Genomic DNA, 13,025 nt, shown 5'->3' with positions numbered 1-13,025 from the left:
GGTGAGCCGCCGTGGCGCCGGTCGATCAGAGAGCGCCCCAGCGGGCACCCATGGCGTTCGCCATCATGGGCCAGGACTGCTTGAGGTCGTCCTCCCAGTAGCCCCACGAGTGCGTGCCGTTGGGCGCGAAGTCGAAGTGGGCGGGGATGCCGAGCTCGCCGAAGCGGCGGGCCAGATTGGCCGTGCAGTACTGGGTGGCCGCCTCGATGACACCGCCGACGATCGCCTGGTTGGCCAGCGCCGGGATGCTGTTGCGCAGGCGCCAGTTCTCGAGCGACTCGTGCGGTCCGGGCAGACCGTTTCCGGTGGAGATGAACATGGCGGGCAGCTGGCCGCGGTCCATCTGCTCCTTGAAGCGCCAGGCGCCCCAGACCGGGTCGTTGTCGAACCAGCTGTTGGTACCCGCGCGGGGCTCGCCCGGGAAGGGCCCCCACATGTTGTTGAGGTCGGCCCCGCCCCGCATGCCGGTGACGATGTTGATGAACTCGTGGCCGATCGGGGTGGAGGTCTCCGCACAGCCGGAGTAGGAGCCGATGGCGTCGAACCTGCCCGGGTACTTCTGGGCGATGGTCAGGACCGAGGTCGCGGTCATGGAGATCGCGGCGAGACCACGGCCGCGGGCGTCGCCGGTGTTCCCCCCGTAGCGACCCTCGAAGAGATCCGGCAGTTCTTTGGCGAGGTAGGTCTCGAACGCCATCGGACGGTCGGTGTCACGCGCGAAGCGGGTCTGGACATTGGGATCGTGCTTCTGCCAGTCCGTGTAGTACGAGAAGGCTCCGCCGATCGGGGTGACGGTCCAGGCGTCCTTGTCGGACATGAACTGCTTGACGTCGGACTGTGCCTGCCAGGTGGCGGAGTCCTCGCCACCGCCCGCCCCGTTGACGAGGTACAGCACGGGAGCACGCAAGTTACCGTCGCGCGGCGGCTGGACGATGTTCGGCACCTCGACGGCCATCTTGTCCGACCACACCGACACGATCAGTCGACCGTCCGGGAGCTTGGTCTCGACGACCTTGTTGCCCGCGGTGGCCTTGGTGTACTGGATGGTGCCGCCCTGGGCCTGAGCCGTGCCGGTGGCGACGACGGGGACCATGGCCGCGGCGAGGGCCGCTGCTGCGACCTTCGTGCCGAACCGCTTCACTGAACGCATATTTCGACGCCTTACATTCTCGTTGTTCACAGACGGACCCGGGCACCTTCTCGCGGAGAACGCTAACCCGATTCCCAGCAGTCACACAAGTCCCATCAGCCACACTAGTATCACCAGCGCGCCGCCAAGACTGGGCAGTTCATCCGCAGGGCTCGGCCCCGAGGATGTCACACCGGCACCGGCCGGTGGAAACCTCAGAGCCTCCCGTGCGGCTCACGTCAACATTATCGACTCGCCGCCGATCTGTGTTACCGATATGAACGAACCCATATCGAACTCAGGTCGCCCGGTCGGCGCCCGGCGGTCGCGAGCAGAAAAAAGAGCTCCGAGCCTCAGCCCGGAGCCCTTTTCGAGTCAGTCGTCCGACTCAGGCCTTCATGAAGCCCGCGTCGAGCGCCTTCTGGAAGTCGCCGCCGACGAAGTAGCCGACAGCCTTGACCAGGTTGTTGACGGCGCCGAGGAACGTACCGCCGAGGTCGACGATGCCGTCCTTCGCGAGCAGGCCGTTGTCGCCGCCGATGGAGCCGAGGTCGATACCCATGTCTGTTCTCCTTGAGAGTGCGATCCGGGGTCCGGATCAAGATCGAAGATTGAGGTGGCCGCGTCTCTACACAGCCGGTATGGGCACAGGGATCACCCTGGCCCCGGGGGCTGTCAGGCCGCACCCTCCGCGGCGCTGCCGAGATCACCGAGACCGATGGCCTCGAGCGCGGGGCCCAGGTCGTTGCCCGTCAGGGACCCGGTCAGGGCCACGAGGCCGCTGATGGCGTTGGTGACCGCGGTGAGCGCGGCGCTGATGGCGCTGAAATCAGGCATGTGTATCTCCCTTTTGCTGTGATGACGCCCCACTCGCGGGGCCCCGGGTAAGGGTAACCTAAGGCGCACCGATGTCAATCGTGAGGTGCATCTCAGTCCACCCTGTCGGCGCTGGCCCTAGCTTCGCGCCGGGCGTGTGCCCTGAGCCACTGTAAACCACGCAGCCTTAAGAAGTCTCATTAATCGTGGCGCTTTGAGAAGAATTCTTTCGCACGTCACCCTCACGGACATCTCCGCAGGTGAACGGTTCACGTAGGCCATCCCCCGTTCACCTCCGACCTCCCGCTGATCGAACACCCTCTCCCCACCGACAGCGGAGCGGCCCGCGCGAGGGAGAATCGCGCGGGCCGCATCTGGCCGTCGGGGAGAGTCGCCACCCTCGACGGAGCTCAGGGAGTCACTGGAGGAATCCGCCCGCGAGGGCCTCCTGAAAGTCGCCTCCGGTGAAGTAGTCGAGGCCGGAGAACAGGTCTCCGAAGGCCCCGAGGAAGTCGTTGAGGAAGCCCAGGACTCCGCTGACGCCGGCGAGGGATCCGAACTCGGGAAAGGTCATTGTCTGCTCCTTGTATCTGTGACTGCGCGGTGACGTGTCGGGGTCTGGCTACTCGGCGCTGATGCTCGTGATCGCGCCGATGACGTCGTTCACCCCGCCCTCGCCGCCGAGGGAGCCGGTGAAGAAGACAAGGGCGCCGAGAACGTCGGTGATTCCCCCGAAGAGGTCGGACAGCTGGCCGAAGTTGGGCATGGAGTTCTCCTTCTCAGTGACTCACGACGCCTTCTGAGGCGTCTGAAGAGGACACTAAGAAACGGTCGAACCCGCCGCCATAGCTGAAACAGTCTCTTTACCGCAGGTCACGGACCTTTTACGCAGCACTCTGAACGTGTCGGTGGTGTTACGGCCCGCCGGAGTGGACCGACGCCCGAAAGTGGGACCGACACCCGAAATAGGCCGTGGCCCGCACCGGTGTACCGGTGCGGGCCACGGACCCTGCTCTGCGCGCGTGTGGGCGCGTCAGTCGCGCATGGGCTTTTAGATCAGAAGCCCATGCCGCCCATCTCGTCGCCACCCGGCATCGCCGGGGCGGCGGGCTCGGGCTTGTCGGCCACGACGGCCTCGGTGGTGAGGAACAGCGCGGCGATCGACGCGGCGTTCTGCAGCGCCGAGCGGGTCACCTTGACCGGGTCGTTGACGCCGGCCGCCAGGAGGTCCTGGTATTCGCCGGTGGCCGCGTTGAGGCCCTCGGAACCGGGGAGGTTGCGGACCTTCTCGGCCACGACGCCCGGCTCGAGGCCGGCGTTGAGGGCGATCTGCTTGAGCGGGGCGCTCAGGGCGAACTTGACGATGTTCGCGCCGGTGGCCTCCTCGCCCTCGAGGGACAGGCCCTCGATCGCGGCCTCGGACTTCACCAGGGCGACGCCACCGCCGGCGACGATGCCCTCCTCGACGGCCGCCTTGGCGTTACGCACGGCGTCCTCGATGCGGTGCTTGCGCTCCTTGAGCTCGACCTCGGTGGCCGCGCCCGCCTTGATGACGGCCACGCCGCCGGCGAGCTTCGCGAGGCGCTCCTGGAGCTTCTCGCGGTCGTAGTCCGAGTCGGAGTTCTCGATCTCGGCACGGATCTGGTTGACCCGGCCCTCGATCTGGCCCTGGTCGCCGGCGCCCTCGACGATGGTGGTCTCGTCCTTGGTCACGACGACCTTGCGGGCCTTACCGAGCATGGAGATGTCGGCGGTCTCGAGCGAGAGGCCGACCTCCTCGGAGATGACCTGGCCACCGGTGAGGATGGCGATGTCCTGCAGCATGGCCTTGCGGCGGTCGCCGAAGCCCGGGGCTTTGACGGCGACGGACTTGAAGGTGCCGCGGATCTTGTTGACGACCAGGGTCGACAGGGCCTCGCCCTCGACGTCCTCGGCGATGATCAGCAGCGACTTGTTCTCGCCGATGACCTTCTCCAGCAGCGGGAGCAGGTCCTTGACGGTGGAGACCTTGCCCGAGACGAGGAGGATGTACGGATCCTCCATGACCGCCTCCTGGCGCTCCGGGTCCGTCATGAAGTACTGCGAGATGTAGCCCTTGTCGAAGCGCATGCCCTCGGTGAGCTCGAGGTCCAGGCCGAAGGTCTGGGACTCCTCGACCGTGATCACGCCCTCCTTGCCGACCTTGTCCATGGCCTGGGCGATGAGCTCACCGATGGCCGGGTCGGCGGCGGAGATGCCGGCGGTCGCGGCGATCTGCTCCTTGGTCTCGATCTCCTTGGCGGAGTCGATGAGGTGCTTGGTGACGGCCTCGACGGCCTTCTCGATGCCGCGCTTGATGCCCATGGGGTTGGCACCGGCGGCGACGTTGCGCAGGCCCTCGCGCACGAGCGCCTGGGCGAGGACGGTGGCGGTGGTGGTTCCGTCGCCGGCGACGTCGTCGGTCTTCTTGGCGACCTCCTTGACCAGCTCGGCCCCGATCTTCTCGTACGGGTCCTCGAGCTCGATCTCCTTGGCGATGGAGACACCGTCGTTGGTGATGGTGGGGGCGCCCCACTTCTTCTCCAGCACGACGTTGCGACCCTTGGGGCCGAGGGTGACCTTGACGGCGTCGGCGAGCTGATTGAGCCCGCTCTCCAGGCCGCGCCGGGCCTCTTCGTCGAACGCGATCATCTTTGCCATGGGGTGAATCATCCTCCGGGTATGGGGTGACACGCGTGTGGTCAGCGTCGGTGCCCGCGACGGACGGTGCGGACCGTGTCGGATCCGCCCCTCACCTTGCGACCTCAGTTTCAGATCTTGCTGGCACTCAGGGTAACCGAGTGCCAATCGCTTTTCTAGCACTCGCCCCCGACGAGTGCAAAGGATCGACGGGTCCGCGTCCGGCGAACGCCTCACACGAACGTCCCTCACCGACCCGAGCCCTGCCCTACCATCGAGACGCCGTCCCACCCGCCCGTGTCGAAAGGCCCGCCGAATGCCCACCGAACCCGCCGCCATCGGCGCCATCGAGAGCTCCATCGAGATCGACGCCGCTCCGGCCAGGGTCTGGGAGGTCGTCTCCGAGGTCCGCAACGCCACGGAGTGGAGCAGCCAGGCGTGGAGGATCTTCTCACCCGGCGGCCGCACCACCAAGGGCACGTGGGCGATCAACCTCAACAAGCGCGGCCCTATCGTATGGCCCACAACGAGCCGGGTGGTGGAGTTCGAGCCCGGTCGCCGGTTCGCCAACCGGATCAACGAGAACACGACCGTGTGGGTGTTCGAGCTCGAGCCCACGCCGTCCGGTGGCACGCGACTGACCGAGCGCCGCGAGGTGCCGGACGGGCTCACCTTCATCTCCCGGTTCCTCACCGACAAGCTCTTCGGCGGACAGAAGTCGTTCACCGCCGAGATGGACCGCGGCGTGTCCACCTCGCTCCAGCGCATCAAGGCTCTCGCCGAGCGGGGCTGAGAGCGGAATGCCCCGCCCCGCCGCGGCGCTGCTCGCCGGCGCGCTCGTCGCGACGCTCACGGGGTGCACACTGTGGCCCGGCGGCGAGGACGAGCCGTACGAGCCCACCCGGGAGGAGCCCGGGCCCACTCTGGCCGCCGCGCCACCGCCGGCGGACTGGCAGGACGTGCGCAGCCCCACCGGCCTCGTGTACTCGGTTCCGCCGGACTGGGAGGTCGGTGACCCGTTCGGTGTCGACGAGGACGGCCACGACCCGGGGGCGGACTGGGGCTCGGGCTACGTGACCACCGCAAACGCCATCGCGGACAGGGACTACTGCGCGCTCGGGGGTCTGAGCTTCCGGACGCTGGTCGGCATCAGCGCGACGACGCTGCCGGGCGAGGCGCGCGATCAGGCCGAGTCGGCGTCGCGGGCGATGGCAGATTCCATCGACCGGCGCTTCACCGAGGCGGGAGCGGACGTCCCGGTTCCCGAGGCGCGCCGTATCGGGATCTCCGGGGTGCCCGCCTGGTATGTGTCACTGCGCGGTGAGGTGCGCCCGCCGCGCAACGCGTGCACGCCGCCGGTCATCCGCTTCGACACGATCGCGGTCTCCACCCGCACCCCGGACGGCGCGCCGGCGTCCACCGTCTTCGTCCTCATGTCCGACGAGCGGGAGCCCGGGGTTCAGCCGACGGAGACGATCGATACCGTTGTGGCCTCACTGCGCTACGACAACTCGGTGTAGACGCGCGGGACCGGTGAGGACTCAGGCCGCCGACGCGGGGCTGCTCGGTTCGGTCATGCGCGCAGCGGCGGGATCGACGTCCGCCGGCGCCTCCCCGGAGCCGGTGCCCGCCTCGAGGAACCGGGCCCAGTCCGCGCCGCACCGCGCCCACGCCCAGCCGGCGTCGGCCGCGGAGGCCGCCACGTCCACGGGGACCATGACGCGTCGGACAGGGACGTCCGGGCCGTCGACGGCCTCGACGACCAGCGCGCCGCCGGAACGCTCGTAGCGAAACCACCGCTCGTCGTCGACCTCCAGCTCCAGCCGGTCACCGTCGATCTCGAGATGGTCCACGAGCTGACCGAGAAGCTCGCGGGTGACCCACGGCAGCGTGCCCCGCGGCCGGCCGCGCACGGAGTGGTCGGCGATCCCCGCCCCGACCATGGTGGGGCGCCGGTGCACGTCGATGTCGATGCGCTCGCGCGGATCCGCGGCGAGCCCGAGCTCGGGTGCGGTGACGCGGAGCTGGCGGGGCGCGGCCAGCCGCATGACCGCGTTGACCACGAGTGGGCGGGTGATGACCTCGGGACGGATGACGACGCCGACGCCCTCGATCTCGGGCCGTGCGCACAGCGCGCCGGTCTCGCCGATGGCCTCCGCCCCGGGGAAGCGCTCGGCGACCTCGTCGCGCAGGGCCTCGAGGTCGGCGCGGAGTCGCTGGGGGAGCTCGTCGACGTGCGCGAGCTCGCGGAACCCCTCTTCCGCCGGGGTGACGACGATCACAAAGCTGCTCATGGTCCCAACATACTTCATTCTGCGTTCACTTGCTGTTCATCTTGCGCGGCCGTGTCGTACCCGGCCTCTATCCTGTTGCCCATGACCGACTCCTCCGCGTTCGCCGACCCCCACGCCGAGCTCGCGCCGCTGGCCGCCGCGGTGGGTGCGCAACTCGAACGCGCCCGCTCGGACCTGGCCGCGCTCGTCTCCGTACCGTCGGTGCACGGGGCCGAGCCGGAGGCCTGCGAGCGGGCGTGCGAGATGGTCCGCGATCTGCTCACCGAACTGCCGGTGCCCGGCCTGGGACCGGAGGCAGTGGAGGTGGTCGAGACATCCGACGGGTCGCGGGCGGTGTTCGCCCACCGCCCGGCCGCGCCGGGTCGGCCCACGGTGCTGCTGTACAGCCATTACGACGTGCAGCCGGCGGGCGATGAGGGGGCCTGGACGTCCTCGCCGTGGGAGCTGACCGAGCGTGACGGCCGGTGGTACGGCCGCGGCGCGGCCGACTGTAAGGGCAACCTGGTCGTCCACCTCACCGCCCTGCGCGCCCTCGCCGCCGTGGGAGCACCCGGAGAGGACGACGACGAGGGCGGCTCGCCCGGGGCGGACCCGCTGGACGGCCTGGGGATCCGGATCGTCGTGGAGGGTTCCGAGGAGACCGGTGGCGGAGGGTTGGACGATCTCGTGGCCGATCGGCCGGACCTGGTGGCGGCGGACGCCATACTCATCGCCGATTCCGGGAACGTCTCGGTGGGCACCCCCACGCTGACGACCAGCCTCCGGGGGATCGCGAACGTCGTCGTCGCCGTCGACACCCTCGAGGCCGGGGTCCACTCCGGCCAGTTCGGCGGCGCGGCGCCCGACGCGCTGGCCGCACTGCTCTCGATTCTCGCTTCCATGCGCGACCCGCAGACCGGGGCGACCACCGTCGACGGACTCGACTTCTCGGGGCGGTGGGACGGACAGGCCTACCCCGAGGAGACGTTCCGCGCCGATGCCGGCGTCCTCGACGGCGTCGATGTCTCCACGGCCGCGCCGGTGGCCGACCTCGTGTGGGCCCGCCCCGCGGTGACGGTGCTGGGCATCGACTGCCCGCCGGTCGAGGGCTCGATCGCGGCCGTGCAGCCCCACGCCCGTGCCCTGATCAACCTCCGCGTCCCACCGGGGATGGACCCGGTCGAGGCGCAGGGGCTGCTCACCGCGCACATCGAGCGCCGGCGCCCCTGGAACGCCCGGGTGACGGTCGAGCCCGAGGCCGTCGGCCACCCGTTCCGCTCCGTGCCCGCCGGCGGTTCCGACCCGGTGCACGATCTGCTCTCGCAGTGCCTCGCGCAGGCCTACGGCGCCGAGGAGGTCGCGGAGGTCGGCTCGGGCGGGTCGATCCCGCTGTGCACGGCGCTGCAGCGCGCGCACCCGGACGCGAGCATCGCCCTGTTCGGCGTCGAGGACCCGGCGGCCGCCATCCACTCCCCCGACGAGAGCGTCGACCCCCGGGAGATCGACCGCATCGCGCTCGCCGAAGCGGCGTTCCTCCAGCGCTACCGCTGACCGGGGGCGGGGCACCGAGCCACCACGCGCTCCCGGTAACAGTGTGACGGAACAGTGCGATAGTGGGGCAGTGGCGGCTGTCCAGTCCCGGCTGCCCGGAGCAAGGAGCCGCCATGACCGTCCCCGCACCCGTCGCCGCCGTGCCGAGCACCCGGCGGGCCTCCGCCGCCCGCCGAGCGGGCCGCGCCCTGCTCGCCACCGCCGCCGCCGCGGCCCTGAGCGTCGGCCTCCTCCCGGCATCGGCGCAGGCCCAGGGCCTGCCCGGCTCGATCAGCCCCGAGCAGGTCGCCAACGACGCCCTCGGCACCATCTCGCCCGAGAGCCTGAGCCAACTCCTCTACTTCGGCAACCTCCCCGGCTCTTCGGGCTCGTCGATGATGAACATCGCCCACCGGCTCGGCTTCTCGCCCAACATGTTCGCCGGCCCGCCGCCGCCGTCGCCGCAGCCCAACCCGAACATCCGCGAGACGAAGTTCGTCGAGGTCCTGGAGAAGAACGGCCGTTACGAGCGCTGGCTCATCGACTCCGCGGACATGCAGCGCGGCATCACCGTCGAGGTCTACCGAGCACCGGGCGGCGGCGCCGGCGCGCCCTTCCTCTACCTCCTCGACGGCGTGGGCTCCGAGCTGCCCAGCGGCTTCATGCAGTGGGGCGCGGCCGAGCAGTTCGCCGATCAGAACGTCAACCTCATCATCCCCACGGGCGGCCAGGGCTCCATGTGGTCCGACTGGAACGCGCCCGACCCCGTGCTGGGCATCAGCAAGTGGGAGACGTTCATCACCCGCGACCTCCCGCGGATCGCCGAACCCCGCCTCAGCGCCAACACCAACCGCGCGATCGGCGGCATCTCGATGGGCGCCGGCGCGGCCGTGACCATCGCGACCCGGCACCCCGGCCTGTACAACGGCGTGTTCGGCGTCTCCGGCTGCTACTCCACCGACGCGCTCGGGCAGATCCTCACCCGCTACACGGTCGAGAGCCGCGGCGCGACGCTCACCAACATGTGGGGCGAGCCCGGCAACGAGCAGTGGGCCGCCCACGACGCCCTCCTGAACGCCGAGAACCTGCGCGGCAAGGCCATCTACCTCTCGTCCAGCACCGGCGTGGCCAACCCCGGTGACTGGGAGGCGTACAACAACGACGCGGCCAACTTCGTCGCCGGCATGGCGCTCGAACAGGCCACCGACCGGTGCACGTGGGACGCCGACCGCCGCCTGCGGCAGCTGGGGATCCCGGCGCGCATCGACCACCTCCCGACGGGCATGCACAACTGGTCCTACTACTCGCGCCAGATCCCCGTCGCGTGGAACGCCATCAAGCACAGCGTCGGCCTCTGACCGCCGGGCCGTGACGGCGCGCCGATAGGCTCGGCGGCGTGAACGCGCGCCCGGATCTGGACCTGACCCTGCGACTGTCCGCCTCCGCGGCCGACTCCCGCCGGGGCATCGTACGCGCGCACCCCGAGGTGATCCTCGCGCTGGGGATGCGGGAGTGGGACGCGATCGAGATCGTCGGCGCCCGGACCACGGGGGCGGTGGTGGCCGCCGCGAAGCCGGGTTCGCCGAGCGGGATCCTCGTGGTGGACGAAGTCGTGGCCGCCAACTGTGGTCTCGGCGAGGACGCACGCGTCACCGTGCGGGCCGCGCAGGTCACGGGTGCGCAGTCGATCGAGGTGCAGGGGCTCCCGCCGGCGGGGCGGGGGGTCGCCGAGCGGGTGCTGCGGTCGGCGCTGCTGGGCAAGGTGGTGCGCGTCGGCGATTCGGTGACGCTGCTGCCCCGCGACCTCGGGCCACAGTTCCCCACCGGGGACACCACCCGCACCCTACGCAACACGATGGGCGCGCAGTGGAGCACGGAGCTGCTCACCGTGACCGCGACCGTTCCCGACGGCATCGTGTCCGTGCAGCCCACCACCGCGGTGGTGACGGGCGCGGCGACGGCGACCGCGCCGCGCACAGCAGCGGCGGCCGGAACGACGGCGGCGGTGACGACGACGAGTTCCCTCTTCCCCGCCGGTCCCGCCGCAGGCGGCGTCCACGCGTCGGGGTCGTCCGGCACCGCGGCCGCCGGGCGGACCGCGGGCGCCGGGAGCGCGGATGGGGCCGACGGTTCGGCGATCTCGGCCGTCGCGCGCGAGGATCTCGTGGGCGTGGGTGACCAGGCCGAGGTGCTGGAGCAGTGGCTCTCGCTCGCGCTGGACCGGTCGGAACTGCTGCGGACGCTGGGCGCGTCGCCGCACCTCGGGGTGCTGGTGGCGGGGCCGCCGGGGGTCGGCAAGGCGACGCTCGTGCGGTCGGTCGCGGGCGACCGGCGTCTCGAGGTGATCGACGGGCCGTCGGTCGGCTCCCTCGACCCGGCGTCACGGTTGGAGGCGGTGCGGGCGGCCGCCGAGCGCACGCGTGAACACGGCGGGATCCTGTTGGTGACCGACGTCGACGCGCTGCTGCCGGCCGAGTCCGAGCCGGTCTCCACCCTGGTCCTGGACCGGTTGAGGTCGGTGGTCGCGGCCCCGGGTGCGGCGCTGGTCGCGACGTGCGTCCGGCCGGAGGACGCCGACCCCCGACTGCGCGATCCCGACGTGTGCGACCGCGTCCTGGACCTACCGCTGCCCGACGCCGCCGACCGCGCCGCCCTGCTGGCCGTCATGCTGCGGGACGTGCCCGCCGCGGACCTCGACCTGTCCGCCGTCGCCGATCGCACGCCCGGCTACGTGGCGGGCGACATGCGGGCGCTGACCCGCGAGGCGGCACTGCGCGCAGCCGCCCGCGCCACCGGCGGCACCGACGGCGGCACCGACGGCGGCACCGACGGCACGGGAGCCGCGGACGACGCCCTCTCCGGCGCCCGCCTCGAGCAGGAGGACCTCCTCGGCGCCATCAGCGTGATCCGACCGCTCTCCCGCTCGGGGACGGAGGAGCTGAGCCTGGGCTCGATCACGCTCGACGACGTCGGTGACATGGAGGAGGTGCGCCAGGCGCTCACCGAGACGGTGCTGTGGCCGCTGCAGCACCGCGAGTCCTTCGAGCGCCTGGGCGTGCAGCCACCGCGGGGTGTCCTGCTGTACGGCCCGCCCGGCTGCGGCAAGACGTTCGTGGTCCGTGCACTCGCGGCGAGTGGGCGACTGACCGTGCACATGGTCAAGGGCGCCGAGCTCATGGACAAGTGGGTCGGGTCGTCGGAGAAGGCTGTCCGCGACCTGTTCCGCAAGGCCCGCGACTCGGCGCCGTCCCTGGTGTTCCTCGACGAGATCGACGCCCTCGCCCCACGTCGCGGCCAGACCGGCGACTCCGGGGTGGGCGACCGCGTCGTTGCCGCGCTGCTCACCGAGCTCGACGGCGCCGAGCCGCTGGGCGACGTGGTCATCCTCGGCGCCACCAACCGGCCCGAGCTCATCGATCCCGCGTTGCTCCGCCCCGGGCGGCTCGAGCGACTGGTGTTCGTCCCGCCGCCGGACGCGGAGGCCCGCGCCGACATCCTGCGCGCCGCCGGCCGTGACGTCCCGCTGGCCGACGACGTCGACCTGGACGAGCTCGCCGCCGACCTCGACGGCTACTCCGCCGCCGACTGCGCGGCCCTGCTGCGTGAATCGGCGTTGACCGCGATGCGCCGGGACATCGACGCGGCCGAGGTCACCGCCGACGACGTGGCCCGCGCGCGCCTCGCCGTGCGGCCGTCGCTCGACCCCGACCAGGTCGAGAACCTGCGGCTCTACGCGGAGCGACGCGCCGACTGAGCCGGCCCGGGAGCTCGAGGCGTCGACCACACGGGCTTGCCGGGTCCGCGGACGGCAGCCTATGGTGGGGATCATGCGGAAGATTCTCGTAGTAACCGGACGTAACGGGGCCTGACAGACCGGCACCCCCGTTGCGTGGTTGCTCTTTCTCCGTCGGTCATCGTCACCGACGTCGAGAAGCGAGAACACCATGAACGCCGCCACGCACCACCTCCCCACCGGCATCAACGGCCGCACCCCCCACGGCAGCATCGCCCGCGACACCGACTCCCGCGGTGCCACCGCCACTCCCTGCCCCTTCGCCGAACGCTTCGGGCGGCGCATGCCCCGCGGATTCGCCGAGGAGGCGGCCGGGATGGACTGGCGGGCCCTCGTCGACACCTACGCCCCCTCGTCCGACCACTTCCACCTGGCCGATTTCTCGCGGCGCCCGCTCGGTCGTGGGATCACCGCCTACGAGGCGATCCTGGCCACCCGCACCGCCGACGACGCGCCCGGAGACTTCCGCGCTCACCGTCTCACCACCGAGTCCTGTGGCGACCTCACGGCGATGTCGGAGATGCTGAGCCGGGTCGGCGCGCCCGCCGAGATCGAGCGGTTCCACCAGTACGAGGGGCGCGGGTTCGACGAGGCGACGTCGTCGTGGTGCACCATCCTGCGAGCGACGAGTGGCAGGCGCGAGACGTGGGCACTCGGCTTCGGCCAGACCGCGGCGGAGGCGTCCATCTCCGCGCTGCTCAGCGCAGCGACCCGTCTTCACCTGCGGTGAAAGCGGCTCGAAACGCTGTTCTGTAAAGTAGGCGCAGTAACCACGCCCCGGTCGACACCGGTCGCCCGCCCCCTCCCGGCGGGTCCATCCGCATGT

The 13,025-nt window shown here is 70.8% G+C and carries 13 protein-coding genes; 6 read left to right on the top strand and 7 right to left on the bottom strand.

Annotation, left to right across the window (positions count from 1 at the left end):
- Positions 1-25 precede the first annotated feature (25 nt).
- The 6 genes from DPA01S_RS08175 to groL all read right to left on the bottom strand — a co-directional run bounded on the left by DPA01S_RS08175 (position 26) and on the right by groL (position 4,624).
- On the bottom strand, positions 26-1,150 hold the full coding sequence (locus tag DPA01S_RS08175) for an alpha/beta hydrolase (protein ID WP_061227952.1): 1,125 nt from the start codon (positions 1,148-1,150) through the stop codon (positions 26-28).
- A gap of 367 nt (positions 1,151-1,517) precedes the next feature.
- Positions 1,518-1,691 carry a hypothetical protein gene (locus DPA01S_RS17000; protein WP_167349532.1) on the bottom strand — a complete coding sequence of 58 codons (174 nt, stop codon included), beginning with the start codon at positions 1,689-1,691 and terminating at the stop codon, positions 1,518-1,520.
- Between the two features lie 113 nt (positions 1,692-1,804).
- Positions 1,805-1,966 carry a hypothetical protein gene (locus DPA01S_RS16995; protein ID WP_167349531.1) on the bottom strand — a complete coding sequence of 54 codons (162 nt, stop codon included), beginning with the start codon at positions 1,964-1,966 and terminating at the stop codon, positions 1,805-1,807.
- 397 nt (positions 1,967-2,363) lie between these two features.
- Positions 2,364-2,519 carry a hypothetical protein gene (locus DPA01S_RS16990; protein ID WP_167349530.1) on the bottom strand — a complete coding sequence of 52 codons (156 nt, stop codon included), beginning with the start codon at positions 2,517-2,519 and terminating at the stop codon, positions 2,364-2,366.
- A 48-nt stretch (positions 2,520-2,567) separates the two neighbouring features.
- Positions 2,568-2,711 (bottom strand): hypothetical protein, encoded by a 144-nt coding sequence (locus DPA01S_RS16985; RefSeq protein ID WP_167349529.1) that lies wholly within the window; start codon positions 2,709-2,711, stop codon positions 2,568-2,570.
- A 290-nt stretch (positions 2,712-3,001) separates the two neighbouring features.
- Positions 3,002-4,624 (bottom strand): chaperonin GroEL, encoded by a 1,623-nt coding sequence (gene groL, locus DPA01S_RS08170; protein ID WP_061227951.1) that lies wholly within the window; start codon positions 4,622-4,624, stop codon positions 3,002-3,004.
- 295 nt (positions 4,625-4,919) lie between these two features.
- On the opposite strand from groL, the gene DPA01S_RS08165 reads away from it, so the two are divergent.
- Positions 4,920-5,396, top strand: a complete 477-nt coding sequence (locus DPA01S_RS08165) for an SRPBCC family protein (protein ID WP_061227950.1) — start codon at positions 4,920-4,922, stop codon at positions 5,394-5,396.
- 7 nt (positions 5,397-5,403) lie between these two features.
- Positions 5,404-6,123 carry a DUF8017 domain-containing protein gene (locus tag DPA01S_RS08160; protein WP_061227949.1) on the top strand — a complete coding sequence of 240 codons (720 nt, stop codon included), beginning with the start codon at positions 5,404-5,406 and terminating at the stop codon, positions 6,121-6,123.
- Positions 6,124-6,144: 21 nt separating this feature from the next.
- On the opposite strand, the gene DPA01S_RS08155 is transcribed toward DPA01S_RS08160, so the two are convergent.
- Positions 6,145-6,897: a hypothetical protein gene (locus tag DPA01S_RS08155; protein WP_232303068.1), complete on the bottom strand. Its 753-nt coding sequence runs from the start codon at positions 6,895-6,897 to the stop codon at positions 6,145-6,147.
- A gap of 81 nt (positions 6,898-6,978) precedes the next feature.
- Between DPA01S_RS08155 and DPA01S_RS08150 the strand changes: the two genes are divergently transcribed.
- The 4 genes from DPA01S_RS08150 (at position 6,979) to DPA01S_RS08135 (ending at position 12,929) form a co-directional block, all read left to right on the top strand.
- Positions 6,979-8,427 carry a M20/M25/M40 family metallo-hydrolase gene (locus DPA01S_RS08150; RefSeq protein WP_061915332.1) on the top strand — a complete coding sequence of 483 codons (1,449 nt, stop codon included), beginning with the start codon at positions 6,979-6,981 and terminating at the stop codon, positions 8,425-8,427.
- A 113-nt stretch (positions 8,428-8,540) separates the two neighbouring features.
- Positions 8,541-9,764, top strand: coding sequence for an alpha/beta hydrolase (locus DPA01S_RS08145; RefSeq protein WP_061915330.1), 1,224 nt, complete (start codon positions 8,541-8,543; stop codon positions 9,762-9,764).
- A 38-nt stretch (positions 9,765-9,802) separates the two neighbouring features.
- Complete coding sequence (locus tag DPA01S_RS08140; protein ID WP_061227945.1) at positions 9,803-12,160, top strand: AAA family ATPase; 2,358 nt, start codon at positions 9,803-9,805, stop codon at positions 12,158-12,160.
- A gap of 190 nt (positions 12,161-12,350) precedes the next feature.
- Positions 12,351-12,929, top strand: a complete 579-nt coding sequence (locus DPA01S_RS08135) for a hypothetical protein (RefSeq protein WP_061227944.1) — start codon at positions 12,351-12,353, stop codon at positions 12,927-12,929.
- Positions 12,930-13,025: the final 96 nt, after the last annotated feature.

Source organism: Dietzia papillomatosis NBRC 105045 (assembly GCF_001570845.1).
Lineage (GTDB): Bacteria > Actinomycetota > Actinomycetes > Mycobacteriales > Mycobacteriaceae > Dietzia > Dietzia cinnamea.
Note: the sequence above shows the minus strand (reverse complement) of the source record. Positions and strands in the feature narration are given on the sequence as shown.